Here is a 25,674-nt window from a genome sequence, read left to right as displayed (position 1 = left end):
GTTAAAACAACTCACGCAAGAAAAGAGATCGGCGGCCTTAATAAAGCAGGGACGTAGGCTGTCGGTTGATGGTGGAAGGCCTCATACAAACGAGCACGCTTACCATCCCTCAAAGCAAAAAGCGCTTTATGATCAGACAGCAGCACAAGGTCACATACTCCACTATGGGTCACGCAACATTTACCGATCATAGCGTGATGCTGGCCAGCTGCAGCCTGCATCATGGTCGGGAGGTCAGATCCTCCATGTGCCTGATCCATGGAATGATGCATAGAATGCATCGACGAAACCATGTTAGATGACGTAGAGGCATGCGTCATCGTAACCGGCCCTATCTGCAATGACAGCAGGGCCAGCATTGTCAGTGCCAAATATGTCAGCTTTCTGACCACGATGAGTGTCCTTATGGTATAGCTGCTGATAGAATCACATAAGAAAGACCCACTCCCTTTGGCAAGTGATCTTTTAGCGCAAGGAGTCATTTGATCATGACCAAAACAGTTCGCATCGCCCTTGAGGGCCTAACCTGCGATGGGTGCGTAAGCTCCCTCACCACGGCTTTTATGACCAATCCTGCCGTAGAGAGCGTCACCGTCACCCGCGACCCGTCCCAAGCTACCGTCACGTATAATCCAGCAGAAACAACAGCTGAAGCGCTCTGCTCTCTTGTCGATGATGCTGGCTTTGAAGGTACTGTCAGTGAATCGTAACTAAGCCACTCCCTCACGCAAAGGCTCAGCCTCAGCAAGGGGAGCAGACCTCATGTCTCTCTCACAAGGCACACCCCACTATTATGGCGAACCGCCCTCATCCTCTCTCCGCCAGTATCGGCCCTAAGGGACCATGCGCTCCCACTCGTGCACGTTTCGTGCAGGGTAACATTATGCGTCATGTCGTCATCATGGCCGGAACGGGGGCGATCGGATTGATGGCGGTCTTTCTCGTCGATCTGCTCAATTTCCTTTATATTTCACATCTCCACGACCCAACACTGACGGCCGCTATCGCCTTTGCAACATCCCTAAGCTTTGTTCAAAGTGCGGTCTCTCTGGGAATGTCGATCGGTTTAGGGGCCAGCACAGGGCGGCTTATTGGGGCCTGCCGCTCCCATCGAGCCCGACGTCAGGCCTCGGCTTTTTTGGTGGTGATGGTTGGTGTCACCCTGCTTCTCGGCTGCACAACCGCCCTTTTTGCTCACCCGCTTTTAGCGCTCCTTGGGGCTCATGGCGGCGCTTTAGAGCATGGCACGTCTTTTCTGCACATCGTTTCGCCAGCACTTCCGCTCATTTGCCTAGGCATGGCCCTTTCCTCGCTTCTTCGCGCGGTCGGTGATGCGAAACGCGCCATGCGTGTCACGCTAACGGGGGCGGTCTGCACCGCTATTCTCGACCCGCTCCTTATTTTCGGCCTGCATATGGGCCTTGAAGGGGCGGCCATTAGCACCGTTTTATCGCGCTGCATGATTTCGCTCAGCGGTTTTCTGAACCTACGTGGCTATAATATGTTGGAATGGCCACGCCGCCGCATGATCCCCATCTCCTGTCAGGACATTGGCAAAATTGCCCTGCCAGCCATCGCCACCAACATGGCGACACCCATCGGTAATCTCTTTGTCACACGTTCTATGTCTCGCTTTGGCCTTGAGGCCGTTTCAGGACAGGCAGTGGTGGACCGTATGGTGCCTGTCGCTTTTGCTTTTGTCTTTGCCCTTACCGGTTCAGTCGGCCCCATTATGGCGCAAAATCTCGGGGCCCGGCAGCCAGCACGCGTGCGCGAAACGTTCCTCTCCGCCCTTAAGCTGACCGCCCTCTGCGTTGGGCTCGCTTGGGCCCTCTTTGCCGCAGCCCATAATGTTATTCTCCAAGCTTTCCATGTGCAGGGGGCCGGCATTGCGCTCGTTAAACTATTCTGCTGCTGGGTGGTGGCAAGTTATATGTTTATCGGCCTGCTTTTTGTCAGCAACACCGCCTTTAACAATCTCGGCCATCCGCTCTATTCCACCGGCTTCAACTGGGGCCGCGCCACCTTGGGGACCATTCCTTTTGTCGCCATTGGAGCCCATTACGGCCCCCAAGGCGTGATGATCGGCCAAGCCTTGGGGGTGGTGGTCTTTGGTTCTCTGGCCATGATGACTGCTTTGTCTGTCATCGGCAATCTTGAGAAGAAATACGGTTCTTAACCCTCAAAAACCTGCTGATAAAAAGCCAGCTCACGTTGCAGCGAGTCCACAATCACATCAGGTGCCCGGAAACCGTGCCCTTCATGCGGATAAATATGGAGCTGCGGCTCACCGTCAAGCTGTGCCACCAGCGCTTCTGCTTGTGAAAGCGGCACGACCTTATCGGCCCCTCCATGAAGGAACAGTACAGGCGCTGTGATCTTCTCCGGCCAACTGAGGGGAGAGCGTGCACGATACACCGCTTCTCCCTCAGGCCATGGGGCAATCAACCGGTCTGTATAGCGGGCTTCAAAACGGTGCGTATCAGCGACCAACCCCCGTAAATCCGTCACGCCATAAAGGGACGTGCCTGCAACAAACAGATCCGACTGCGCCAAAGCCGAAAGCACCGTCAGCCCACCAGCGCTACTGCCACGGATCACGCAACGGGCCGGATCAACGCGCCCTTGTGCGATCAGATAACGCACCGCCGCACAGCAATCACGCACATCCCGCACGCCCCATTGCCCATCTAGCGCTTCTCGATACGCACGGCCAAAACCTGTGGAACCACGGTAATTAACATCCAGCACCGCAAAGCCGCGTGATGTCCACCATTGCACTTTAAAGGACAAATCCGTCCGCGCTTGCCCTGTTGGCCCCCCATGAACGATCACCACCAAAGGCGGCGTCTCCTCCGCTGGAAGACAGTGCGCTCCGTGAGCTGGGGGATAGAACAACGCATAAAGGGGGCTTGGGCCGTCATCGTCCACATCAATCTGCAAGGTTTCTGGTGTGGCAATATCCTCTTTCGTCACGCCTTCTGGCACCTGCCATGCTAGGCGGAAGCGCTCAATCGGCCCTTCAAGTCCGCCCAGCGCTACAGCAGGCGGCAAATCAGCCGGGGCATCCAGCCATGCCACGCGACCGCTGCCATCCTCCAACGGGAAAGGCACAGTCTCCGGCGCTCCCTCAAACGCCAAAATGTGCCAACCGCTCTCAGGCTCATAGCGCAAAAGCCGTGCAACACCATGATACAGGCCACGAGCCAACAACCCGCCCCCTTCAAGCGGCACGCACGAGCGCTGCCCAAAGACCCACGCAGGAAGGCCAATTTCAGCGCCAGCTGGCGGAAGCAACGCAGGCTCCCATCGTCCTTGTGCCTCGTCAAAAGCAATCGGTGTCCAGAGCCGCTCTTGCCCCTCAACCGTGCGATCAGAAAGCGCGTAAAGACGCGTGCCATCCCAGAAAGGCTCCATCACACTGCAGGATTCGGCCTCTCCCTCAAGAACCGTAGGAGAAGCACCGCGTGTCAGAGCAGTCACGGCAAGACGTGTTTCCGTCCAAGGCATATGGGGATTATCCCACATCATCCATGCCAAGAAACGTCCATTTGGCGATGGACGAGGGGCTGCGTAAAAGTCCGCTCCCTCTGCCCAAACATGCTCATCTCCTTGCTCGGTAATCGACACAATCTGAGCCGTTTCTTGCCCCTCGTGATGGGTTTCTCGCACACAAAACACCGTCATCGCTGACGGTGCAAAGCAGAGATCCGCATAATGGCACACGCGCCCATCACGATGGGCTTCTGCACACCACGCCACCGAAGGCTGCCCATGACGGCTAAACCAGACACCACCCTGACGTCGATCGCTATAAACAACCTCCACGCCATGCTCTGTCACCCGCACGTCCCATGCACCACCACCATAGACATGCACAGAAGTACCAACATCACTGCCTTGCGGTGTCAGATCTTGGCAGTGCCCATCAGGTGCACGCCCCACCACCACACTCCGCCCGGCCTCGTCTGGTCGGCGCTCTAACCAAAAAACCCACCCTTTCTGTGCGCGTACTTCTGAGAGGGCACGGTTTTTTTGCACCATGAGGGCAGGACTGACCCAAGAGGTACGATCGGATAATGACTGTGATGAGGACATGAAAATGAGCCTTTTCTCTATGATCAGCGCCTCTCTTACAGTAGCATGAACCGGCTACACTGTCTGTTCTGGCACGGTCATAGCAGTCACGTTTTCTTGCAGGAGTACGAACCCTGTCGCATTTTTTTGATCTTATTGGGCATTTCTTCGACTCAATTGGGCATACTCTTTTCGACATGCTTGCCCATCTCCCACCGATGCATGCCTATATTGTCCTCGGGCTCATCATCACGTTTGAAAGCACGGGCATTCCTCTTCCTGCTGAAAGCTTGCTAATTTTGCTCTCCGTTTATGCCGCGCGCACCCATCATCTTTCCATGGAAGGAATTATGAGTGCGGCCATCATCGGGGCTATTTTAGGCGACAATATCGGCTATCTTATTGGTCATTATTTTGGCTACCGCCTGCTGGAACGTCATGGCAGTAAAGTCGGCATTAACGAAGACCGCTTGCTGCTGGGCCGTTACCTTTTCCGCCGTTTTGGTGGATTAGGGATTCTGTTTGGTCGCTTCCTCGCTATTTTGCGCATTTTTATCGCACTCCTTGCCGGAGCGACGCGCATGCCTTGGAAGCATTTTATGTTTTACAATGCTCTTGGCGGGATCATTTGGGGAGCAGGCTATGTGTTCGTCGCCTATACAATTGGCGACCAAATGACCCATTTCTCTGGCCCTATCGGCCCAATCATTGGCGGCCTACTCATCGTAAGTATGCTAAGCGGCCTCTTCTTCCTCCATCGCCACGAACATACGCTTGTTGAAAAAGCCAAACGGGACGAGGAACGTGGTAAACAGACGCCCCAATAAACGGGGCGCCTCCTCATTTAAGGGCGTACAATAATCATCACCACAATGATCATCATTAAGATCGTAGGAACCTCGTTGGCTACACGATAATAACGCTCACTATGGGCATTGCGCCCCTGTGAAAAACCACGCCACCAACGCGCGCATGTTCCGTGAAAAGCAAACATCCCAATAACGCTCACAAGCTTGGCCCACCACCAACCCGCGTGCCAATCAACCACGCCCGGCAAGGAGGCCATCGCGCTCCCTGTCAGAAAGGTCACGACCATGGCCGGCGCCATGATCTGCTTGAGTAAGCGCCGCTCCATCAGCGTAAAGCGATCACTCTCCGTTGTACCGTGCTGCACTTGAGTATGGTACACAAAAAGACGAGGAAGGTAGAAAATCCCCGCCATCCACGCGATCACCGCCATGACATGCAACGCGATAATCCAACTTAAATGCATCATAAGAAACATGGTCATAGCGTGATCACCCTTATCAGTTACGAGTTCAGAGCAAAGTTAGTTTACCCTGCAAAAGTGGAAATACCTCACGTAGATGGCGCACACGCACAAAGCCCGCCACCGGCCAATAAGGAGGCAGAGGCAACCCGTCATCACGTAATAAAATACATGACATCCCAGCCTGACGCGCTGCATCAGCTCCCGTGTCACTATCCTCAATCACCACCGTTTCCGCCGGCGTCACCCCTTCTTGCTGGGCAGCATAAAGGTAAACGTCAGGATCCGGTTTTGGGTGGTTACGGTCTGTCGCGGAATGAATACGATCAGGTGTGAAATACCGATCCATCCCCGTGCGACGGAACTTTGCTTCCATTTCCGCCTCTGAGGAGTTCGACCCAACCCGCATCGGCACATGCTGCGCCGTCAGAGCTTTAAGCAGCGCCATCGCCCCCTCAACAGGCTCTGCCCCTTTTTCCATCAAATCAACCAAGCCTTGGCGAAGAATATCCGCTGTATTGGGTGGAAGAGAGTGGCCTAATAAGCGTTCAAGCTCCTGCGTGACTTGAGGTAATGCCTTGCCTGCAAAGCGTTCCAGCGCTTCTTGATCAGACATCTCCAGCCCTTGCGAGCGCGCAAAACGTGCTGTTGCGTGGCAAGAGGGACGTTCACTGTCGATCAACACACCATCGCAATCAAAGACAACCAGTTTCAGGTTATTTCTTAGCTCTGTCATGCTCATGAAACATCCCGGATCGTATCCACAAGGAGCGCCACATGCTCAGGCGGCGTTTGCTTCATCACACCATGCCCTAAATTAAACACATGAGGCCGCCCTTTCATACTATCACGAATACGTCGGGCTTCTTTGACCAACTTATCGCCACCATTAAGCACCGTCATAGGGTCAAGATTGCCTTGTAAGGGGAGGGTATCGGGCACCATGCCCGCTACTTTGGTCATGTCGGCACTTGTATCCAGCGCCAATGTCTGCACCCCTGTTTTCTCAGCATATTCTGCAACCATCACACCGCCCAAACGCGGGAAGCCAATCACAGGAGTATCTGGGTGATGCCGATGGATTTCTTCCACAATCCGGCGTGTCGGCTCAATGACATAGCGGCGGAATTCTTCAGGAGGCAGCAGCCCACTCCATGAATCAAAAAGCATGACTGCTTCCGCACCCGCTTCAATCTGACCGCACAGCATTTTCGCTGTATTGGTCACCAGCAGCTCTATTAAGCGATCATACAAAGCAGGGTCTTTTTGCATCAGCTGACGCGTATGCATGAAGTCGCGCGATCCGCCGCCTTCCACCATGTAGCACGATACCGTAAAGGGACTGCCCGCAAAGCCTAGCAACGTCGTGTGCTCAGGAAGCTCAGTCGTCAAACGACGCAGCGCTTCACGCACAGGAGCTGTGGCCTCCATCACGCGATTTTCATCCAAGGCGTCGAGGTCTTCTTTCGTCCGAATAGGCGTTAAAATCGGCCCGCGCCCTTCTTCAAAACGCAGAGACTGTCCCAACGCCCAAGGGAGGATCAGAATATCGGAGAACAAGATCGCCCCATCCATCTGATACCGGCGAATAGGCTGCAACGTTAGTTCCACAGCGATGTCAGGCGTCATGCAGCGCGTTAGAAAATCCGCTTTCTCACGCATGGCGCGAAATTCGGGAAGGAAACGCCCCGCCTGACGCATCAGCCACATTGGCGGGGGCCATACGGCCTCACCACGCAAAGCCCGCAGGAGGGGTTTTTGACCTGTTTTAACGGACGGGGAAGACGTGTTTTCCAATGTCATACAACCTACTTAATATTCATAAAGACAACGATACGATGATGATAGAAACAGAGTTTGTGCGCTTTGCGGCAAAGCTCTTTCTTACGACACACCACAACTTACCCACAGAGCAAAAGCCCTACATCACTTGATTTTCCAAGGGATTAAAGAGTTTTCCCATTTTTTCCACAGACTTTTATACACAAACTCTTACATCACTCTTGTTCAACATCTCCGATCATGCACCATAGCCCAGACCTCCTCCTAACAGTACAGGCCTATTTTTTCTGCAAGTCTCGTCAATTATGACAGCTCTGTTTCTCTTCTAAAAGAAAAGCGCACCATGTCCTACTTTCCAACCCAATTTCCGCTCATTCTCGCCAGCGGGTCTTCTATTCGGCGCACCCTTTTACGCCAGGCAGGGATTGACGCAACATCACGCTCTGTTGATGTGGATGAAGCCTCCCTCCGACAAGAAACTGAAAAAAATGCGCTTTCCCCAGCACAAACGGCTCTGTCGCTCGCACGGGCTAAAGCAGAAAAAGCAGCGCAAGATTCCCCCTCTCAAGCACTTATTATAGCTGCCGACCAAATTCTTGACTGCCACGGCACGATCTTTTCCAAACCCTCCTCACGCCACCATGCCAAACAACAGCTTCAACAACTACGAGGCCGCTCCCATAGTCTCCATAGTGCGGTTGTACTATGGCAAGGAGACCGCTGCTTATGGGAGCATGTCAGCTCTCCACACCTCACCATGCGGAACTTTTCTGATAGCTTCCTTGACCAGTACCTAGCCCTTGATGGTGAAGAAATCCTTTATTGTGTCGGGGGTTACCGCCTTGAAGGGATCGGGATACAGCTTTTTGAGCAGTATGAAGGAACCTATGACGCGATCCTTGGGCTTCCGCTCCTCCCACTCCTTGAGGCCTTACGCTGCCATGGCGGGTTAAAAACATAATTTGCTCTTGCCAGCATTGTGCAGACTCGATATAGAGGCTGCACACGCGCGATTTTAGTCGCGCTATCGTGGGGCCATAGCTCAGTTGGGAGAGCGCCTGAATGGCATTCAGGAGGTCGTCGGTTCGATCCCGATTGGCTCCACCATTTCCTTTTAAGGAAATTACCCTCCAGAAAATTCTTTCTCACCGCTTCCTTTCTTGAAGCAGTAGCTTTTCTGTGTTGATCAATGTTACCATATAACATTGACCTATAACCGGAACTGAAGGGGTTTTCATGCGTTCTTTGCGCCATGGCGGCTTACAGACCATTTTCGCACTGAGCGTATGGGCCTTCATGAGCTTCTCCTCTTCAGTCGCTCATGCAGCTCCGCGTCATATTGTCTGTGTTGAAAGCGTTTGGTGCCGTATTGCCCAAGACATTGGCGGGGAGAGTGTCACCACGCAGGCCCTCATTACCAGCCAAGATTTAGACCCTCACCATCTGCACCCTACACCCTCTATGGCCCGTCAACTGGCACAAGCTGACGCTGCACTGATCAATGGCGCAACCTATGATGATTGGGCGCTTCCTCTTTCAGAAAACACACCGCTACGTATGGTCGCAACGGATTATGCGCCTTCTTGGAAAGAAGGTGATGACCCGCATCTCTTCTTCGACCCAGACACAGTTTATCACTTTGGAGAGCATTTTGCTCACTGGCTCATCTCACAAGCGCCTGACCATAAGGCCGCCATTGAAGCACGGTTAAACACGTTCCAGCGCCATTATGACGCAATTACACAGCATTTAGCGTCTCTTAACGCCCGCTTTCATGGCCAGGCCATCGCTGTAACAGAGCCCGCAGGGGAGCGTCTTCTCCACCGTGCTGGACTACACGTCGTTGACCAAAGCTGGGCACACGCCATTATGAACGATTCTGGCGTCTCCCCACGCGAAACCGCTGCACTTGAGGGCGCGATCACCCAAAAAACAGTACGGTTTTTGCTCGTCAATCCAACGGTTACCTCACCACAAATAGACAGGCTGGTTTCTCTAGCGCAAACGCATTCTGTGCCGGTTCTACGTCTGGGCGAAACGCTTCCTTCCGGCTTGTCATGGGCTGAATGGATGAGCACGATTCTGGATCCCATTGATCGCGCCTTATCACAGTCCACACCATGATCACACCCTGTCTCGTTGGCCGTAAGCTTTTACTCCAAGTGGGGCCGTGTACCGTTCTCAATAATGCCGATTTTGACCTCCCCCTAAACGGGATTACCATTTTACGTGGGGCTAATGGCGTTGGGAAAACCAGCTTTCTCCGCGCCATTCTTGGGCTTATCCCCCTCCAGACTGGTACCCTCTTGCTTGACCATAAACCTCCCAAGCAAGCCCGACACCTTATTGGCTACATGCCTCAGAAAGCCGGACAACACGCTCCGATGTTACCCGTCATCAGCCACGTCATCGCCTGTATTTCCGGAAAAAATTGGGGGCTTTCATGGTCACGTGCACCACGCCGCGAAGCCTTACGTCTCTTGACCATCACAGGAGCGGCCCATCTAGCAGACCGCCCATTAGGCGTGCTCTCAGGTGGAGAGCGGCAACGGGTGGCTCTGGCTCAAGCTTTAGCCCATCAGCCACGTCTGCTCATTCTTGATGAACCGCTCGCAGCCCTTGACCCACAAGCTCGTAACGCCAATAGAATCCTCTTTTCTGAGCTCTATAACCGTTACGGTATTGCCTTGCTCATGACGGCGCATAGCGCGCTTGAAGCAGATGATTTTTCATGCCCCGCTCACGAAATTTGGCTTGAAGAGGGGCAGCTCCATGTTTGACTTCCCCTTTATGCAACATGCCTTTGTTGGCTGTTTGCTCGTCTCCCTTCTTGCAGGCCCCATCGGCTGGTTTATGTTACTCCGCCGGCAAGCATTCGCTGCCCATGCCCTGCCTCATATTGGCTTTAGCGGAGCGGCCGCTGCTATCTGGCTAGGGATCGCTCCTTTATGGGGGATGATGGGCTCCAGCCTCATCGCTGGACTGCTTATGGCCCAAGAAAGCAAGGGAGAGGGGGGCACCTTCGCGCCTATTCGTCGCGAAAGCATGACAGGGCTCGTTTTGGCCGCCAGCTTAGGTATTGGTGTTTGGTGCCTTCATATGGCAAATAGCGCCTCTAATCAGGCCTCTACATTACTCTTTGGCGACGTGCTCGGCTTAAGCGCCCACACCCTTTTCTCTTTGGGGGGCATTCTCATCTTCTGTATAAGCGTGCTCGGAATCATTGGCCGCCCTCTGCTCTTTAGCAGCATTGCGCCTGACCTTGCTCAAGCACGCGGCGTCCCCATCACTTTGTTGTCGCGGCTTTTTATGATGCTCGCCGCTTTTGCTACTGCAGCATGCTCAGAAGTCGCAGGCGCGTTACTCTCTTTTAGTTTAATGATCGGCCCGGCATCTGCCGCCCTTCGCCTTGAGCTCTCCCCAACAAAGGGCCTTCTTTTCTCTCTCGTCAGCGCCCTCTGCCTTTCCTGGGGTGGGCTTATCCTCTCTTGGTATACGGATGCCCCAGTGGCTTTCTGGATCGGGATCGGAGCTGTAGCGCTTTATATCAGCGCCAGCATCATCCAGCACTTACGCCAGACACGCAGACTTCTCTAGAAGTCATGCATGGTCGATACCTTCCAATGGATAAAGGCAATAAAGCTGAGCATTAGGACATGAAGGATAATCAAAAACTTCATGTCCACAACTGGCACGGCGCTTGGGTCTTTTTTCGGCCGCTTCCAAAAACGAAGATTCATCGCCTTAATGCTGCTTTAGCTGCTTGACCGTCTGGGCCAATGTTGCCCGCCAATCTGGCAATGTCACACCAAATGTGTGTGCCAATTTGCTGTTATCGAGCCGTGAATCTGCGGGGCGAGGGGCGGGGGTTGGCCAATCCTTCGTGCCGATAGCGGTCATCTTGGGCATTTTCTGACCGTAAACTTCGGCACATTCAAGCGTCGCCTGTGCCAGCTCAAACCATGTCGCCGCATCCCCTCCGCCTGTCGCATGGAAGATCCCTCCATAAGAAGGCTTCCACCCGGTGCGTTTGACAGTCCCAACAATCGCCAAAATCGCTTGGGCGAGATCGTCCGAACTGGTCGGATTGCCTTGTTGGTCTCCAACAACACGAAGCTCAGGGTGCTTTGTGCCCAGCGCCAACATCGTCTTCACAAAATTCTTCCCATAGGGGGAATAAACCCAAGCAGTCCGCAGGATGATATTTTTCCCCTCAGTCGCTAAAATAGCTCGTTCACCAGCCGCTTTCGTCCGACCATAGGCACTCTCTGGGCAGATAGGGTCTTCCTCCGTGTAAGGCTGGCCCTTTTTGCCATTGAACACATAGTCCGTCGACACATGAAGGAAAGGAATATCACGACGTGCACATTCCTCCGCCAAACGGGCTGGCCCCGTATGGTTAGCACGATCTGCCGCGTCTTCCTCCTCTTCTGCGGCATCCACAGCCGTCCACGCCGCTGCATTCACCACAAAGGAAGGCTTGAGACGATCAAGTAGGGCCGCAAATTTTTCCGGATGGTCTAGATCAATCTCAGGCCGCCCAACGCAGGTAACGGCCTCTCCGCCAAAATGACGCAGCGATGTCGCAAGCTGGCCGTTTTTACCGACCACCAGAAGAGGGGAAGAAACGGTCATGACACTCACCCTTTATAGGAAAACCACCCTTGAGCGGCAGAGAAGGACGGAGAGGCGAGGTCTTTTTCTGATAGAACCGCCTCATCAGCTGAGATCGGCCATTCAATGCCGATCTCAGCGCAGTCCCACTTAACGCCGCGCTCAGAGTCTTTATTGTAGAACGACGTGCACTTGTACTGCACTTCCGTATTTTCTTCTAATGTCACAAAGCCATGCAAAAAGCCCGGCGGCACCCAGAGCTGAGACCAGTTTTCAGCAGAAAGCTCAGCACCAGCCCATTTCCCGTAGGTTGGGGAACCCGTCCGTGCATCCACCGCGACATCCCATATAGCCCCTCGTGTTGCCCGGATGAGCTTCCCTTGTGCGTAAGGCTCAAGCTGGCAATGCAGACCACGCACGACGCCTTTTTGACGCGACAAGCTCTGATTATCCTGCACAAAAGGTGCGGTAATACCAATCTCTTTAAGGGTATTTTGATTATACGTTTCAGAGAAGAAACCACGATTATCTTCAAAACGTCGTGGTGTAATCAATAAGACATCTGGAAGAGAAAGAGGGGTAACATCCATAATGATGGCCTCCTGATTATGATTTTTTACGTTTTAGGGGGCGTTTATTCCCCTCAGCGACATTCAGCAACATCCGCCCAAGTTCTGTTTTAGCCATACTTTGCCCACGTTCACGCAGCTTCTCTGCAGAGAGAAAGCCCATACGGAAAGCAGCCTCCGTCGGTGATCCCACCAATAAGCCTTGTCGCGATTGAATAGCCTGCACAAACGTCCCAGCTTGCATCAAGCTATCCGGCGTTCCCGCATCAAGCCACGCACAACCGCGATCCAGATGATCCACGTGCAACGTACCCTCTGCAAGGTACATACGGTTCAGGTCGGTAATTTCAAGCTCACCACGTGGGCTCGGTGTCACTTTATGGGCCATCTCACACACGCGATCATCGTAGAAATAGAGCCCTGTTACCGCCCAGTTTGACTCCGGCTCTTCAGGTTTTTCAACAATATCAAGCGCTTTACCCTGCTCATCAAATGTCACCACCCCATACCGTTCGGGGTCACGTACTTGATAAGAGAAGACCGTAGCGCCACGCTGACGCCGTGTTGCATTAAGCAACATAAACTCCAACCGGTCGGCAAAGATCAGGTTATCACCCAAGGCCAACGCACAATGGGAACCCTTGAGCCAATCCTCGGCAATAAGAAAAGCCTGCGCAATCCCTTCTGGGCGTTGCTGAACCCGGTAGGTAAACTCAACACCAAAAGCCGACCCATCCCCTAGAAGCCGCTGAAATTGAGGCATATCCGCCGGGGTGGTAATCACCATAATCTCCCGTATTCCCGCCAAAATCAGCGTTGATAACGGGTAAAAGATCATCGGTTTATCATAAACAGGCAAAAGCTGCTTAGAGGCAGCCTGCGTCATGGGATAAAGACGTGTCCCAGACCCGCCGGAGAGAAGAATACCCTTTGTATGCGGGGCTGCATGCGGAGCAAGTTCTGTCATGATCCCTTTCCCAGACGTTGGCCATTATAGCGCTGATCCATAATCATCTGCCACCAGGACTGATGATCAATATACCACTGAACCGTTTTTCTCAGCCCAGCGTCAAGTGAATGCGTTGCCGTCCAATCCAGGCTCCGCTTTGCATGAGAGGGGTCAATCTCATAACGAAAATCATGACCAGGACGATCCGAAACAAAGTCTATCAAACGCTCACGCGGCTCTAAATGGTCAGGCCGCAACTCGTCAACAATAGCACAAATTTTACGCACGACGTCTAGATTTGTATGAGGTTGACGTGCGCCAATCGCATAAGTCTGACCGGGAACACCACGCTCCACCGCACGGACAAGCGCCTCAGCGTGATCTTCCACATATAACCAATCCCGAATGTTTTGTCCCTGACCATAAACGGGCAAACGCTCCCTCTTGAGCGCTTTGATGATCATAAGGGGGACAAGCTTTTCCGGGAAATGTCGCGGGCCATAATTATTGGTCGTATTCGTCACAAAAGTTGGCATCCCGTAGGTGCTATGCCACGCCCTCACAAGATGATCTGATGCTGCCTTTGTCGCAGAATAAGGACTTCGTGGATCATAAGGCGTTTCTTCAGTGAAGGGAGGATCTTCTTTGCTGAGATGTCCAAAGACCTCATCAGTCGAAATATGCAGGAAACGAAACGCCTCTTTCTTCTCCACAGGGAGGGCATGCCAGTAGCCACGCGCTGCTTCTAAAAGCGTATAAGTGCCCATTACATTTGTTTGTACAAAAGCATCCGGCCCATCAATAGAGCGGTCAACATGGCTTTCCGCCGCCAAATGCATCACCGCCTCAGGCTGATACTCAGCAAAAACCCGCCGAAGAGCAGCACCGTCCCTAATATCGGTCAATGAGTGCGTATAACGTGCGTTAGACGCAAGATCTGACAGGTTTTCAGCTGATGCTGCATAGGTCATGCAGTCAACATTGAGAACATGGTGGGCCGTATACTCAATCAGATGACGCACCACGGCCGAGCCAATAAAACCACACCCACCCGTCAATAGAATTCGCATACCTATCCCCCGCCTTGCAGGGGTTTCCCCCTTACTGGTTACTAGCATCAATACTGTGTTCGTATGGCACTATATTAACGCCATCCCCTCTATAAGAAAAGCAACCCTGATAACGAATTCAAGCCGCTCATACCTTATACAGTTTGAACCACAGACCAGAACACCCTTTGAGATTAGAGAGATAGTGGTAAAAGGGCCTCCAGTATTGATGGAAAGGACAGAACATGCAGCGTGACGATCTGGAAGCCAGGCTGAGAAAGGTTCTTCAAAGACCGGATCTTCTCGTCATGTCAGAAGGCCTTCAGATTGACTGTGACCTCCACCTAAAAATGGGCCTTTCCTTACGCTACACAGACCATGGTGCCATCCTGCATCTTGGCGGCTCTAGTCCACGCTTTGACACATTATCTCCAACCTTGATCCGCTACGGGATTGAGCTTTTTTATCTCATTGAGGCTGGTATCCCCCCGATGGTCGCCAGCTTTGCCAGCGCACGCATTGCCGCACAGTTCCATTTGCTTGATGTTGCTGACGCCTGTCCACTTCCGCTCTTTCTCTCTCCTTTTGCTTCAGCTCATCCTGATAAAGACGCTCTTTTGCATCGGATCGCCGATCTCTGCGCCTTTCTTCCTGATAAGGCACTGCCCAGCGCAGCTGAACGCCACGACGCTGTTCAGACCGTTATGGCTCTCTGGTCTCTTCTCGCGCCAACGGAAACATTGATGGGTGGAGGAGGGGATTCCCGCCTCGCTGTCGATACAAAAACGGGGCTTAACCGTTACGCATGCTCGCATCGCCCTCGCCCTTGGGCGGTCTCTTTTGGCTCATCAACCGCTTCCTCCTTATCTGAAAGAGGCTTTGGCGGTGCCGAAAAAGCACGCCGGGCCATGATGATAGCGCTTCTGTCCAATCATAACGCTCACGATGTCCAACATCACTGCCTTGTATCCGTCAGAGAACGCATTGGCCGCCATATCGGCCTCCCTGTTGACCAAGTTATTGTCAACGCCTCTGGAACGGATTGCGAGCTTGCCGCCTTAAGTCTGGTTGCAATACGCACCTCCCGCCCCATAAGCACCTTACTCATTGCCCCAGATGAAACAGGCAGTGGCGTACCACTCGCCGCACAGGGGCGACATTTTGCCTCCGACAGTGCCTGCACAGACCATGTGCATAAAGGCGAACCGATTAACGGTTTCCCTCAAGACATCACGCTTATTCCCATTGCTATCCGCACTGAAGACGGAAAAAGCCGCACACGTGAAGAGATTGACCAAGAATGCCGCCAGATTGCTCTCCAAGAAGCAGAGAAGGGACGACATGTTCTTCTTCATCGCTTAGATCAATCGAAAACGGGCATGGTCGCCCCCTCCATTCATATCGTCGACGAACTTATGGAACAGCTCGGCGAGCATATCACCGTCGTCGTTGATGCGTGTCAGGCCCGTGTCAGCCCTAGCCGCATGACGCAATGGGTTCAACGCGGCATGATGGTGATGCTGACCGGCTCCAAATTCTTTACCGGCCCTCCATTCTGCGGGGCGCTCCTTGTCCCCAGCTTCCTTGTTGACCAGCTTCGCCATACATCACTTCCCACCGGACTGCGCCATTACAGCCATCGTTCAGAATGGCCCGATCATGCCGATGAAAGCGCCCTCAGCGAAGGGTATAATCTTGGCCTCGCATTCCGGTGGGAAGCCGCTTTGGCAGAAATGGACGCGCTCTTCGCCCATTCCAATGAAACCATCCGCGCGCGGCTTGACCATTTTATGGATTATGTCAAACAAGCCTTAGACCATATCCCGCAGATAGACTTAATCCCCCCACCATCCCTCGGCAATGACCCTCTATGGGATGGTATTCCAACCATTCTATCCTTCCTCGTCCGTGACCCGACAACACCCAACCACCCGCTGTCCCTCGAAGACGCACGCCGCCTCCATCGCTGGCTCAATGCCGATCTCAGCCCATGGATTTCCGAACCTGATGAGGAACCCTCCCTGTTTTGCGTCCTCGGCCAACCCGTGCCTGTAGCCCATAGCGCTCTTAGAAGCCCAGCGGGGGCTTTGCGTTTCTGTGCCGGTGCGCGTCTTGTTTCAGGCGAGCCCTCTCATAGCCATCTCAACAGCACGCAACGCATGGCGCGTGAATGCCGTGATGTTCAGCGTGTGTTGAAAAAATTGCAGCTTATTCTCCGTCATTGGACTACTCTTCTTGAAGCTGACCCCATTCCTCGCTATGCGCCTCTATCACAGCCATGATGAAGGCATCACGTTTGACACAGAACACCCGCCCAGCTTTAGACCCGCAAGCTCATTTCATTGATGGGCCTACTCTCCCTTCGGGAACAACGCGCTTTTGGCTTGTCCGTCATGGCGTGGTCGAGGAAGATGCGCGACGCACAATGTATGGCACACTGGATGTCCCGCTCTGCCCCCGCGCTTTACAAGACCATCAACCAGCCTACGCGTCTCTTGCGCGTCGCCTGCCACATGATGCCTTATGGTTTAGCTCACCTCTCCAACGCGCCTATCAAACAGGCCTGACAATCCAAAAAGAAGGCCATTTCTCCACGCCAATCGTGACAGATGCGGACTTTACCGAGCAATCAATGGGGCAATGGAGTGGGGAGCCTCACACAACCTTTCCAACACTCCTTAGTAAACCCTCGCACCCTTTCTGGTCTATTGCGGCAGATGAAACGCCTCCAGAAGGAGAAAGTATGGATCAGGTCAAACAGCGCATTGGTTCATGTTTAGAGCGTCTAGCGCACACCCATACAGGACGTGACATGGTTGTCCTCAGCCATGGCGGAGCCATTCGTATGGCTCTCGCACATGCTTTACAATGTTCACCCGATATGGCCCTACATTTGACCATCCAAAATCTTTCTGTATCCATCATTGAGCATATTGCTGGCTATTGGCGCGTGATCAGCGTAAATGCTCTTCCCGATTTCGGGGAAAAAACTGTATGAAAAAATGGTTCCATGATGATCTTTTTGCGTCCATTCTGAAAAATACGGGGAAGCTCGGGTCAGGAAAACTCATCGGGGCCTTGCTCGGCTTGCTCGCCCTTACCTGTGCCAGCCGTGGCATGAGCGCTCATGACTTTGGGGCCCTCACCATGATTGGGGCCTATATCGAATCCGTCTCTGCCATTGTGCAATTCCAATCGTGGCAGGTTGTTCTGCATTACGGATCGGTACCGTGGCAGAAAGGGGAAAAGAACCGCGTTAAAAATGCTATTCGCCTCGCCGTCGGACTCGATGTCAGCGCCGGGCTTGTTGGGATGATTGGCGGAATCATTGCCGTGGTTCTCTTTGGTCATCAGCTTGGCATCCATGCCCGTTATAAGCATCTTGTCGTGCTCTATTGCACACTCATCCCCGGTATAGGCGCCTCTAGTGTTTACGGGATCTTACGTCTTTTCGACCGTATTGATATCGTCGCACGCCAACAGGTCTCAACTCCTTTTGTCCGATCCCTCATCTGTGTTTTTGTGTGGATCTTCCATGGTGGATTAGCTGGTTTTGTCCTCGCTTGGTATGCCGGAATCCTAGCAGGACAGCTTTATATGTGGGCAGGCGCCGTCGTAGAACTCCGACGTCGAAAGATGCTTGATGCTCTCAAACCAAGTCTTTTCGAAGCCGCTCGCCACATGCCTAAAGGCATGTGGGGGTTTGTCTGGACAGCCAGTCTCACCACCTTACTCGAAACAGCTTGGGAACCTGTCAGTAACCTCATCATTGGTCGCCTTTTAGGGACGGCCTCTTCTGGTATGTATACGCTGGCGTTAACCTTTCTTGATGCCGTACAACGCCCAGCAAAACTTCTTGAAAAAAGCTATTATCCAGAAGTTGTGCGCCTCGACCCTCGCACCATACGGCCATGGAAACTAGCTCTACGCACATCTCTTCTTTCCGCTCTCGTTGGGGTTGCCGCAACGGCTCTCGTCTATATCGGCGGCGCTCCTGTGATTAGTCTTTTTGGCCATCGCTATGCCAGCGCCGCTCCCCTGATGGCCTGGATGTCCCCAGCGCTTATTTTCTTTATGGCGGGCTTGTCGATGGAAGGGGTGCTCTATACGGCAGGACGGGCGAAATATATCATGGTCGTGCAACTGATCAGCGTAACCTGCTATATTCCGTTCCTGATCTTTATGAGCCGTCATTACGGCCTTAACGGAGCGGGCCTCGCTTATGCGTTAGGCATGGTATGGCTCACCTTCCTGACCTTTATCCTAACGATGGCCACCTTCATCCGTCGTCGCCATATTATTCCTCCCCATGAACGAGAAGAAGCTCTTTAGGTGTTCGTGAGTATGTTGCCTTTTTCCCTTCCTGCCCGCCTTAAACGCTTACAGAACCCTCGCTGTTCTCAAGAATCCCTTGAGACTGTCTTCAACTATGTCTTGCTTGACGACGTTCCCCATCCCAACACGCCCCTTCCTTCAGACGTCCTGCCTCGCTCAACTTCTGAAGAAATTATGGAGAATTATCGTCTCTGCTGGCAACTGCTCGAGTTTGGCGTTCATCGTCCGCAATTTCGAGCGCTCACAAAACGCATCGCATGCACAGGCCATGCATCTGTTGATGAACAACGAGCCTTTAAATACGCACGGGCCAAGTTCAAACATATGCGCTTTGCCTGCGCGAACCTCAGTAAAGCACATCGTTATCCACTCATTTTGCATATCGTCACCATTATTATGGGCAATATGCAGGACGCTTTTAAAAACAACCAACGTCTCAGCACATTCATCAATGGCTGCTTCCTTTGGGTTGCCTTAACCCCAGCCTTTTATTGGCTCATCCAGCTATCGCTTCTTACGTTACGTCTAGATAGCCCAGAAGGCGTGCTCGCTTATCAGCACAAACAGAACGCTAAGCTCGCACAGCTTATGGAAACACTGGATGCAACAACAGGCCATGAGTTTCATATCATGCGCAAGATCATTAGTCGGCGCGTCGCTTATAATGATTCACTACGAACCATTCGCCCAAGCGACGCTCTCAACCAACTCTCAGAATATCTCGCCACCATTAACGGCATGATGGGCGATATGCATGATGATTTGATCGAAAAGAAACTCAACGGCACACAACATTACCGTCGTGACCGCTTTGAAGCCCCCCGTGAGATTGTCAAACGTATTACGGTTTTCCTCACCCGTTCTAAAGCGTTAACGCCTGATTAAATCAGGCGCTTTTTGCGTAGCTGCGCAACAATATCCTCTTTCACAGCCAAATACGCCTGCCGCGCATCCACATGAACGCACTCTGCTCCTCCAAAAGTAAGCTGAGGCATAAGCTCGATTTTGGTCTGGAGTGCGTCCCGGTCATGATCGGGCTTACGGCTGAGCGCTGTATCCACGTCAACATCTAAAACAACCACAAGATCAGGACGATAAGCCGCGATCTTCTGATACAAGCGTCGCTCTATCCGCGCTAATAGACGGATAATCGGATTATTCGTCTGCGCGGCGGACAAACCAGGCCCATCACATTGCCCAGGGATCTCATCTTGGGGATAGCGATCCGTAATGACAAAATGACCATGCTCAACGGCCTTTTTAACGTGAAGAAACCGCTTATAGCGTAGCAACGAAAACCCGAAGACAACCAAGGCCGTGATTAAACCGGGAATTTTCTCTCCCTTTGTTCGTGTCTTTTTTGCCTTCTTTGTCAGCTTTCCTTCGAGCCACGGCCCAATAAGCGGCCATGTTCCGATACGACGGCCAAGGTCACCAGAACCAAGCCCTAAATAGCCGTACAGTGTGGGGCGCATCCGCCCCAAGCACTTTACGAGATCCGCGCTTAAGCTCGATTTGCCACTCCCATCACACCCGACAAGAGAAACAAGAACCCCTTCGCGCTGAGATTCTGGTGCTGGATAGAGAGACAAGACCTGATCCACAGCCTCTTTGGCGTGCGTCAGCACTGTTTCCAGTGGTTGTGTGGAATCAAGCTCTAAGATAGGAGCGCCATTAAAACTAAGCTTCGGCAGATCACTAATTTTACGCTCAAGCTTAAAACGCACATGATCCGGCTTACGCTGCAATGCTGTTTCAATATCTACATGCAATCGGATCACTAAGTCAGGCTTAAAACGAGCCATACGTGCATAAAACACACGCTCAAAACGACTTAATAGCCCCGCCCAATGCTGGGTAAAGTTCAGATTAGCAACGGTCGGGCCATCCATAGGGCCGGGAAGGCTATTTTGGGGATAACGATCCGTTAAAATCGCATAGCCTCGCCGATGCCACCAACGCATTTTGGAGAAACGCACAACGCGACGCATGGACAAAATAAAGCCTGTGATAATGGCAACAGAGGTTGCTTTCTTCCCCGTTTGTATCCGCTTATTTTCACTCTTCGCTTTTTTACTGACCAACGAACCGATGAATGGAACAGGACCAAGGGCACGCTCCAAATTTCCCGCTTGCTTGCCTAAATGACAAAAGGCCGTCGGGCGCTGTTTGGACATTTCTTCCAACAACACAGAGCCAACCGTCGATTTCCCACTCCCATCACACCCAATAAGAGCAATAACGGGCTGTTTACGTCCTGAAATAGGCGTTAGGGGAGGGAGGTCTGCACACATAAAACGGGGCCTCATACCTAGTGAAAGGCGCGATGATATGGCTTTTTACCCTAAAGAGATAGAGGGCTTCATTAGAGCTTCAAACCACATTGTGAACCGACCCATGTGACCAACAAATACAGCACGCAGGTCAGGCTACAGCCAATGGCTAGTACGAGCCAAAAATCCATGCCATGCCGTAATAAAAAGGGCATCACTAAAAACATCGGTAACGACGGCAAGACATACCAAAAGGTCGCCTCTGTGTGGTTTGCCATCAGGGATGGGTCTGGCTTTTCAAGCCATAGCCACACCATTCCCAAGACAGATATAAGGGGGAGGGCTGCAATAAGCGCACCAAACCCAGGATGACGTCGCGCAACACTCGAAACAACCGCAATCAGAAGACCTGAAATCAGTACCTTAACAAGAAACATGGTCTATCTTACTGCGTCGCTTTAGCTCGCATCCTGATTTTTAGGGAAGGAACGACCCGGTTATGGTGGGCACACTAGGGCTCGAACCTAGGACCCGCTGATTAAGAGTCAGCTGCTCTACCAACTGAGCTATGTGCCCATAACCGGTAGTCGTTGGCGATTTTCTAGCAGCCTCTGCGAAAGACCGCAAGAGCTTTTTTTAACGTTCTGCCTGTAAAACACGCATAAGTTCTTCAAATTGCTCTAAAGAGCGATAGCTAATTTTAAGCGAACCGCTTTTCCCGTTAAATTTAATCTGTGTTTTAAGCCCCAGCTTCAAAGAAAGATCTTCTTCCAGCCGTGTAATTTCAGGGGCGCGCTCTTGAGTAGAGGAGCCGCCCTCCACTGCACGATTAGCTTGCGCTACGAGCGCTTCTGTCTGGCGAACATTGAGCCCTTTGTCCAATACAACCGCCATCGCCGCAACAGGGTCTGGATGGCCGAGGAGAGCACGCGCATGCCCAGCGCTAAGCAGCCCATCACGCACATGCTGCAACAATTTTTGAGGCAGGTTAAGCAGCCTAATCGTGTTGGTTATATGAGAACGTGATTTCCCAACAGCGCCCGCCAACTCTTCTTGCGTGAGATGATATTCCTGCAGCAAACGCTGCAACCCAACGGCTTCTTCGATCGGATTAAGATCAGAACGCTGAAGGTTTTCCACCATTGCAGCTGCCATCGCGTCCGTATCATCAAGCATACGAATATGCACCGGGACTTCATGCAGCCCCGCACGTTGCGAGGCCCGCCAGCGACGCTCCCCAGCGATGATTTGATAGTGACCTTCTTTATCGGGATTTGGTCTTACAAGAAGAGGCTGAATCACCCCACGTGACCGAATGGAATCCGCAAGCTCATTAAGCTTATCAGAATCCATATGCACACGCGGCTGGAAAGGGCTCGGCGCGAGCAAGTCAACAGCAAGAGTGCCGGGCTGGTTCACGATGTCCGTCTCCTTCGCTGTTTTATGACCCGCCCGTGCGAGAACTGGCGCTTGATCGCCCAACAAAGCAGCCAACCCACGGCCTAGTCGTTGTGGGGGTCCCTTTTTGGCCATCGCCTTATCCCTTCTTCTGACGCGCTATCAATTCTTCTGCGAGCGCCATATAGGCTTCCGCCCCTGAAGAACGCCGCGCATAGGTCAACACCGACTGTCCATGACTTTGCGCTTCAGGAATACGAACGTTGCGCGGAATCAGCGTTTGAAACACTTGATCCCCGAAGAAACCGCGCGCATCTTCCGCCACCAAAGCGGAAAGATTATTCCGCCGGTCATACATCGTCAGCACGATCCCCTCGAGATGGAGGTCTGCATTAAAGGCATGCCGCACCCGATCGATCGTGCGCACAAGCTGGCTAATCCCCTCAAGAGCGAAAAACTCACATTGCAGTGGCACCAAAACACTTTGAGCGATTATGAGGGCATTGAGTGTCAACAGCCCTAAGCTCGGCGGGCAATCAATGAGGATCGTATCATACCGGTCTTTCACCTGCTGCAACGCATCGTGCAGGCGATATTCGCGGCGCTCCCCATCCATAATTTCCAATTCCGCACCAGCGAGGTCTCCATTCGCAGGGATCACGTCAAGCTGTTCAATCGCACTGGGTTGGGGAAGGGTGGAAGGCTCTTCATCGCCCACAAGGGCACTATAGCTCCCCCGGCTTCGCTGGTCATACTCAACGCCAAGCCCCGTTGAGGCATTCCCTTGCGGGTCAAGATCCACCAACAAAACACGCTGATGCTGAGCAAGAGCTGCCGCAAGGTTAAGGCTGGTTGTGGTTTTTCCCACCCCGCCTTTTTGGTTCGCAATGGCGATAATTCGAGTGTTGTGTGAAGGCTCTTTAGACACGTTTAAGTTCACTAATTTTAAGAAGAACGCCGTCCTCACTGGACTGGCTGGGGAAGCTTTCTGTTGTCATGTGCCAGTCACGGGCAGCGTCGGTCAACTCATCTGAGGCTTTTCGCCCTTTTAAAAACAAACAAAACCCGTCTTTTTTCAAAAGCGGCTCTGCCCAACCGAGCAATCGCGACAATGGAGCGAGGGCACGCGCGGTGATAATATCCGCTGGCTCGACCTCAGCAGCCTCAATTCGTTTTGCAATGACCGTTGTCTTTACCCCGCATAGTCGGCTTGCTTCACGCAGAAAAGCACATTTACGTTGGTCGGATTCGATCAATGTCACCGGATTGCCCGTCGCCATCGCAAGAATAAGACCGGGAAAACCACCCCCTGAGCCTAGGTCAATCATGCGTGCCCCCGCAGGAATATGCGCCGTCAGCTGCACACTATCCTCAATATGGCGCGACCAAAGATGGGCCATATCGCGGGGGCTAATGAGGTTAATGCGGCTATTCCATTGCTCTAACAGGGCGGCAAATCGCTCTAGTTTCTCATGCGTTTCACGTGAAACACCTGTCATGATCGACTCCTGACATGCGCAAGCAGAGCAACCAACGCAGCCGGCGTTAGGCCACGCACACGCTGCGCTGCTGCAAAGTTAGGTGGGCGTGCTTCTGAAAGGCGCTCTTGCATTTCACGGCTTAACCCACCAATCGCACTGTAGTCCAGATCATCGGGAAGTTGCAGCCCCGTTTCACTTTGTAGCTGAGCAATATCGCGCTCTTGCCGGCGGAGATACCCCCCATACCGTGCTTCTGTCTGCACATGACGGCGGACACGCTCAGGAAGCTGCGCATACCAAGGGGCGAGGGCCTTCACCTGTTCGTCCTGCGCTTGGGTCGCAAGAACATCAAGCAAGCTCCGCCGCCGTCCATCTTGAGACACCTCGATCCCCTGTTTTTTGAGATCCTGTGGAAGAAAGATTTTCTCCGACGCGCGTTCTATCGCCACATCAATCTGGCGCACCGTTTCTTCAAAAATCTGACGTCGTTTATCACTAACACAGCCCGCTTCAATTCCCTTAGGCGTTAAACGCAAATCCGCATTATCGGCTCGAAGAAGAAGACGATATTCTGCCCGCGAGGTAAACATGCGGTACGGCTCGCTAATGCCATGCAAGGTCAGATCATCAACCAACACACCCAAGTAAGACTCATGGCGACCTAACGTCAGCGGTTCTTTGCCCGCCACAGCACGCGCCGCATTGACGCCAGCCAGCAAGCCTTGCGCCCCAGCTTCTTCATAGCCTGTCGTGCCGTTGATTTGCCCAGCCAGATACAGCCCCGGCAATTTTCTCAGCTCAAGAGAAGGACGCAACTCGCGTGGATCGACATAGTCATATTCAACCGCATAGCCCGGTGTCACGATCCGGGCATTTTCCAACCCCGGCATGCTGGCAATCATTTTCTCTTGAACGGAAGCGGGCAGGGACGTGCTGATTCCGTTCGGATACACCAAGTCACCGCCGGGATTTTCAGGCAGTCCCTCCGGCTCCAGAAAAACCTGATGGCTATCACGCCCTGCAAAACGAATGATTTTATCTTCAATAGATGGGCAATAGCGCGGCCCACGCCCAACAATTTCTCCCCCGTACATGGCGGAGAGATGCAAATTGTCACGAATAATCTGATGGGTCTCTGCCGTTGTGTGGGTAATTCGACAGGTCAGCTGACGATGAGGCAGCTCAGACGTGAGCGCACTAAAAGCCTCTGGCTCCTCATCCCCCACATCAGCAGGCAAGCTCTCCCAATCAATGCTATCGCGCGCAAGACGAGGAGGGGTGCCTGTTTTTAACCGCCCCATAGCAAGGCCAAGCGCCTCAAGTCGCTCCCCAAGCTGCGTGGCGGGGGCTTCCCCAATACGCCCCGCTTTTTCTTTGACATCACCGGTATGGATCACCCCGCGCAGGAACGTCCCACTGGTAATCACCACAGCGCCCGCATGATAGCGACGGCCATCTTCACACACCACACCGCTCACGCGCTGATCGTCAACGATCAGATCCCCCACAGCCCCCGCCTCAATCACAAGATTGGGTGTCGCGCGCAACAGCTCCTGCACCGCTGCACGATAGAGAGAGCGATCCGCTTGCGCACGCGGGCCATGAACAGCAGGCCCTTTGGAGCGATTAAGCAGCTTAAAATGAATACCAGCCCGATCAGCCGCTTTGCCCATAATCCCATCAAGGGCATCAATCTCACGCACAAGGTGACCTTTGCCGATCCCACCAATAGCAGGATTGCACGACATAGCCCCAATGGTGTCGGGGTTCTGTGTCAGTAATAACGTCGCCGCCCCCGTACGAGCGGACGCCGCCGCGGCCTCGGTGCCCGCATGGCCACCACCGATGACGATCACATCATAATCTGGGGTCATGAT

Annotated in this window: 26 protein-coding genes and 2 tRNA genes; 12 read left to right on the top strand and 16 right to left on the bottom strand. The window is 53.0% G+C overall.

Annotation, left to right across the window (positions count from 1 at the left end; translation table 11 throughout):
- Positions 1-11: 11 nt before the first annotated feature.
- Positions 12-392, bottom strand: coding sequence for a hypothetical protein (locus GS535_RS07635; RefSeq protein WP_160791806.1), 381 nt, complete (start codon positions 390-392; stop codon positions 12-14).
- A gap of 96 nt (positions 393-488) precedes the next feature.
- On the opposite strand from GS535_RS07635, the gene GS535_RS07630 reads away from it, so the two are divergent.
- Entirely contained in the window at positions 489-710 is a 222-nt protein-coding gene (locus GS535_RS07630) for a heavy-metal-associated domain-containing protein (RefSeq protein WP_160791805.1), read from the top strand.
- A gap of 83 nt (positions 711-793) precedes the next feature.
- Positions 794-2,179 carry an MATE family efflux transporter gene (locus tag GS535_RS07625; protein ID WP_237442243.1) on the top strand — a complete coding sequence of 462 codons (1,386 nt, stop codon included), beginning with the start codon at positions 794-796 and terminating at the stop codon, positions 2,177-2,179.
- On the opposite strand, the gene GS535_RS07620 is transcribed toward GS535_RS07625, so the two are convergent.
- Entirely contained in the window at positions 2,176-4,098 is a 1,923-nt protein-coding gene (locus GS535_RS07620; RefSeq protein ID WP_237442242.1) for a prolyl oligopeptidase family serine peptidase, read from the bottom strand. The two genes, GS535_RS07625 and GS535_RS07620, sit on opposite strands and share 4 nt — an antisense overlap.
- Before the next feature lie 176 nt (positions 4,099-4,274).
- Here GS535_RS07620 and GS535_RS07615 point away from each other — a divergent pair, with 176 nt between their 5' ends.
- Positions 4,275-4,904: a DedA family protein gene (locus GS535_RS07615; protein WP_237442241.1), complete on the top strand. Its 630-nt coding sequence runs from the start codon at positions 4,275-4,277 to the stop codon at positions 4,902-4,904.
- A gap of 17 nt (positions 4,905-4,921) precedes the next feature.
- Here GS535_RS07615 and hemJ read toward each other — a convergent pair whose 3' ends face one another.
- The 3 genes from hemJ to hemE are packed head-to-tail and all read right to left on the bottom strand — an operon-like array spanning position 4,922 to position 7,150.
- Positions 4,922-5,368, bottom strand: a complete 447-nt coding sequence (gene hemJ, locus GS535_RS07610) for a protoporphyrinogen oxidase HemJ (protein ID WP_018979872.1) — start codon at positions 5,366-5,368, stop codon at positions 4,922-4,924.
- A 28-nt stretch (positions 5,369-5,396) separates the two neighbouring features.
- Positions 5,397-6,089, bottom strand: a complete 693-nt coding sequence (locus GS535_RS07605) for an HAD family phosphatase (protein WP_160791804.1) — start codon at positions 6,087-6,089, stop codon at positions 5,397-5,399.
- Positions 6,086-7,150, bottom strand: a complete 1,065-nt coding sequence (gene hemE, locus GS535_RS07600) for a uroporphyrinogen decarboxylase (protein WP_160791803.1) — start codon at positions 7,148-7,150, stop codon at positions 6,086-6,088. The genes GS535_RS07605 and hemE overlap by 4 nt, the downstream gene beginning before the upstream one ends.
- A gap of 322 nt (positions 7,151-7,472) precedes the next feature.
- Here hemE and GS535_RS07595 point away from each other — a divergent pair, with 322 nt between their 5' ends.
- The 5 genes from GS535_RS07595 (at position 7,473) to GS535_RS07575 (ending at position 10,726) form a co-directional block, all read left to right on the top strand.
- Entirely contained in the window at positions 7,473-8,090 is a 618-nt protein-coding gene (locus GS535_RS07595) for a nucleoside triphosphate pyrophosphatase (protein WP_160791802.1), read from the top strand.
- Between the two features lie 70 nt (positions 8,091-8,160).
- Positions 8,161-8,236: transfer RNA gene (locus GS535_RS07590), tRNA-Ala, on the top strand.
- A 129-nt stretch (positions 8,237-8,365) separates the two neighbouring features.
- Entirely contained in the window at positions 8,366-9,253 is an 888-nt protein-coding gene (locus GS535_RS07585) for a metal ABC transporter solute-binding protein, Zn/Mn family (RefSeq protein ID WP_160791801.1), read from the top strand.
- Positions 9,250-9,909, top strand: a complete 660-nt coding sequence (locus GS535_RS07580) for a metal ABC transporter ATP-binding protein (protein ID WP_160791800.1) — start codon at positions 9,250-9,252, stop codon at positions 9,907-9,909. The genes GS535_RS07585 and GS535_RS07580 overlap by 4 nt, the downstream gene beginning before the upstream one ends.
- Positions 9,902-10,726, top strand: coding sequence for a metal ABC transporter permease (locus GS535_RS07575; protein ID WP_160791799.1), 825 nt, complete (start codon positions 9,902-9,904; stop codon positions 10,724-10,726). Before GS535_RS07580 ends, GS535_RS07575 begins: the two co-directional genes overlap by 8 nt.
- A 147-nt stretch (positions 10,727-10,873) precedes the next feature.
- Here the strand turns inward: GS535_RS07575 and rfbD are convergent, their stop codons facing one another.
- The 4 genes from rfbD to rfbB are packed head-to-tail and all read right to left on the bottom strand — an operon-like array spanning position 10,874 to position 14,331.
- Complete coding sequence (gene rfbD, locus GS535_RS07570; protein WP_160791798.1) at positions 10,874-11,764, bottom strand: dTDP-4-dehydrorhamnose reductase; 891 nt, start codon at positions 11,762-11,764, stop codon at positions 10,874-10,876.
- Positions 11,765-11,769: 5 nt separating this feature from the next.
- On the bottom strand, positions 11,770-12,333 hold the full coding sequence (gene rfbC / locus GS535_RS07565) for a dTDP-4-dehydrorhamnose 3,5-epimerase (RefSeq protein ID WP_160791797.1): 564 nt from the start codon (positions 12,331-12,333) through the stop codon (positions 11,770-11,772).
- Positions 12,334-12,349: 16 nt separating this feature from the next.
- Complete coding sequence (gene rfbA, locus GS535_RS07560; RefSeq protein ID WP_160791796.1) at positions 12,350-13,279, bottom strand: glucose-1-phosphate thymidylyltransferase RfbA; 930 nt, start codon at positions 13,277-13,279, stop codon at positions 12,350-12,352.
- A complete protein-coding gene (rfbB, locus tag GS535_RS07555) occupies positions 13,276-14,331 on the bottom strand; it encodes a dTDP-glucose 4,6-dehydratase (protein ID WP_160791795.1) in 1,056 nt (351 codons plus the stop codon). The genes rfbA and rfbB overlap by 4 nt, the downstream gene beginning before the upstream one ends.
- A 287-nt stretch (positions 14,332-14,618) precedes the next feature.
- Here rfbB and GS535_RS07550 point away from each other — a divergent pair, with 287 nt between their 5' ends.
- The 4 genes from GS535_RS07550 to GS535_RS07535 are packed head-to-tail and all read left to right on the top strand — an operon-like array spanning position 14,619 to position 19,530.
- A complete protein-coding gene (locus GS535_RS07550) occupies positions 14,619-16,592 on the top strand; it encodes a hypothetical protein (RefSeq protein WP_237442240.1) in 1,974 nt (657 codons plus the stop codon).
- Positions 16,593-16,606: 14 nt separating this feature from the next.
- Entirely contained in the window at positions 16,607-17,308 is a 702-nt protein-coding gene (locus GS535_RS07545) for a histidine phosphatase family protein (RefSeq protein WP_237442239.1), read from the top strand.
- A complete protein-coding gene (locus tag GS535_RS07540; RefSeq protein ID WP_160791793.1) occupies positions 17,305-18,642 on the top strand; it encodes a lipopolysaccharide biosynthesis protein in 1,338 nt (445 codons plus the stop codon). The genes GS535_RS07545 and GS535_RS07540 overlap by 4 nt, the downstream gene beginning before the upstream one ends.
- Positions 18,643-18,654: 12 nt before the next feature.
- Positions 18,655-19,530, top strand: coding sequence for a hypothetical protein (locus GS535_RS07535; RefSeq protein ID WP_160791792.1), 876 nt, complete (start codon positions 18,655-18,657; stop codon positions 19,528-19,530).
- Here the strand turns inward: GS535_RS07535 and GS535_RS11035 are convergent.
- The 7 genes from GS535_RS11035 to mnmG all read right to left on the bottom strand — a co-directional run bounded on the left by GS535_RS11035 (position 19,527) and on the right by mnmG (position 25,671).
- Positions 19,527-20,939, bottom strand: coding sequence for a hypothetical protein (locus tag GS535_RS11035; RefSeq protein WP_202401577.1), 1,413 nt, complete (start codon positions 20,937-20,939; stop codon positions 19,527-19,529). The genes GS535_RS07535 and GS535_RS11035 overlap by 4 nt on opposite strands.
- A 71-nt stretch (positions 20,940-21,010) precedes the next feature.
- Positions 21,011-21,355 (bottom strand): DUF3147 family protein, encoded by a 345-nt coding sequence (locus GS535_RS07525; protein WP_160791791.1) that lies wholly within the window; start codon positions 21,353-21,355, stop codon positions 21,011-21,013.
- A gap of 63 nt (positions 21,356-21,418) precedes the next feature.
- Positions 21,419-21,494 (bottom strand) — tRNA-Lys (locus GS535_RS07520).
- A gap of 60 nt (positions 21,495-21,554) precedes the next feature.
- Positions 21,555-22,451 (bottom strand): ParB/RepB/Spo0J family partition protein, encoded by an 897-nt coding sequence (locus tag GS535_RS07515; RefSeq protein WP_160791790.1) that lies wholly within the window; start codon positions 22,449-22,451, stop codon positions 21,555-21,557.
- 4 nt (positions 22,452-22,455) lie between these two features.
- Positions 22,456-23,244: an AAA family ATPase gene (locus GS535_RS07510; RefSeq protein WP_160791789.1), complete on the bottom strand. Its 789-nt coding sequence runs from the start codon at positions 23,242-23,244 to the stop codon at positions 22,456-22,458.
- The gene (gene rsmG / locus GS535_RS07505) at positions 23,237-23,815 is read right to left on the bottom strand and encodes a 16S rRNA (guanine(527)-N(7))-methyltransferase RsmG (RefSeq protein WP_160791788.1); all 579 of its coding nucleotides are present in this window, start codon (positions 23,813-23,815) and stop codon (positions 23,237-23,239) included. The genes GS535_RS07510 and rsmG overlap by 8 nt, the downstream gene beginning before the upstream one ends.
- Positions 23,812-25,671 (bottom strand): tRNA uridine-5-carboxymethylaminomethyl(34) synthesis enzyme MnmG, encoded by a 1,860-nt coding sequence (mnmG, locus tag GS535_RS07500; protein WP_160791787.1) that lies wholly within the window; start codon positions 25,669-25,671, stop codon positions 23,812-23,814. The genes rsmG and mnmG overlap by 4 nt, the downstream gene beginning before the upstream one ends.
- Positions 25,672-25,674 lie beyond the last annotated feature (3 nt).

The organism is Saccharibacter sp. EH611, from assembly GCF_009834765.1.
Classification (GTDB): domain Bacteria; phylum Pseudomonadota; class Alphaproteobacteria; order Acetobacterales; family Acetobacteraceae; genus Saccharibacter.
Note: the sequence above shows the minus strand (reverse complement) of the source record. Positions and strands in the feature narration are given on the sequence as shown.

Bases quoted from the DNA above. Each gene is read 5' to 3' on its own strand.
- GS535_RS07630 (WP_160791805.1), top strand. From the start codon at position 489: ATGACCAAAACAGTTCGCATCGCCCTTGAGGGCCTAACCTGCGATGGG.
- GS535_RS07625 (WP_237442243.1), top strand. From the start codon at position 794: ATGGCGAACCGCCCTCATCCTCTCTCCGCCAGTATCGGCCCTAAGGGA.
- GS535_RS07620 (WP_237442242.1), bottom strand. From the start codon at position 4,098: ATGTCCTCATCACAGTCATTATCCGATCGTACCTCTTGGGTCAGTCCT.
- GS535_RS07615 (WP_237442241.1), top strand. From the start codon at position 4,275: ATGCTTGCCCATCTCCCACCGATGCATGCCTATATTGTCCTCGGGCTC.
- hemJ (WP_018979872.1), bottom strand. From the start codon at position 5,368: ATGACCATGTTTCTTATGATGCATTTAAGTTGGATTATCGCGTTGCAT.
- GS535_RS07605 (WP_160791804.1), bottom strand. From the start codon at position 6,089: ATGAGCATGACAGAGCTAAGAAATAACCTGAAACTGGTTGTCTTTGAT.
- hemE (WP_160791803.1), bottom strand. From the start codon at position 7,150: ATGACATTGGAAAACACGTCTTCCCCGTCCGTTAAAACAGGTCAAAAA.
- GS535_RS07595 (WP_160791802.1), top strand. From the start codon at position 7,473: ATGTCCTACTTTCCAACCCAATTTCCGCTCATTCTCGCCAGCGGGTCT.
- GS535_RS07585 (WP_160791801.1), top strand. From the start codon at position 8,366: ATGCGTTCTTTGCGCCATGGCGGCTTACAGACCATTTTCGCACTGAGC.
- GS535_RS07580 (WP_160791800.1), top strand. From the start codon at position 9,250: ATGATCACACCCTGTCTCGTTGGCCGTAAGCTTTTACTCCAAGTGGGG.
- GS535_RS07575 (WP_160791799.1), top strand. From the start codon at position 9,902: ATGTTTGACTTCCCCTTTATGCAACATGCCTTTGTTGGCTGTTTGCTC.
- rfbD (WP_160791798.1), bottom strand. From the start codon at position 11,764: ATGACCGTTTCTTCCCCTCTTCTGGTGGTCGGTAAAAACGGCCAGCTT.
- rfbC (WP_160791797.1), bottom strand. From the start codon at position 12,333: ATGGATGTTACCCCTCTTTCTCTTCCAGATGTCTTATTGATTACACCA.
- rfbA (WP_160791796.1), bottom strand. From the start codon at position 13,279: ATGACAGAACTTGCTCCGCATGCAGCCCCGCATACAAAGGGTATTCTT.
- rfbB (WP_160791795.1), bottom strand. From the start codon at position 14,331: ATGCGAATTCTATTGACGGGTGGGTGTGGTTTTATTGGCTCGGCCGTG.
- GS535_RS07550 (WP_237442240.1), top strand. From the start codon at position 14,619: ATGTCAGAAGGCCTTCAGATTGACTGTGACCTCCACCTAAAAATGGGC.
- GS535_RS07540 (WP_160791793.1), top strand. From the start codon at position 17,305: ATGAAAAAATGGTTCCATGATGATCTTTTTGCGTCCATTCTGAAAAAT.
- GS535_RS07535 (WP_160791792.1), top strand. From the start codon at position 18,655: ATGTTGCCTTTTTCCCTTCCTGCCCGCCTTAAACGCTTACAGAACCCT.
- GS535_RS11035 (WP_202401577.1), bottom strand. From the start codon at position 20,939: ATGTGTGCAGACCTCCCTCCCCTAACGCCTATTTCAGGACGTAAACAG.
- GS535_RS07525 (WP_160791791.1), bottom strand. From the start codon at position 21,355: ATGTTTCTTGTTAAGGTACTGATTTCAGGTCTTCTGATTGCGGTTGTT.
- GS535_RS07515 (WP_160791790.1), bottom strand. From the start codon at position 22,451: ATGGCCAAAAAGGGACCCCCACAACGACTAGGCCGTGGGTTGGCTGCT.
- rsmG (WP_160791788.1), bottom strand. From the start codon at position 23,815: ATGACAGGTGTTTCACGTGAAACGCATGAGAAACTAGAGCGATTTGCC.
- mnmG (WP_160791787.1), bottom strand. From the start codon at position 25,671: ATGACCCCAGATTATGATGTGATCGTCATCGGTGGTGGCCATGCGGGC.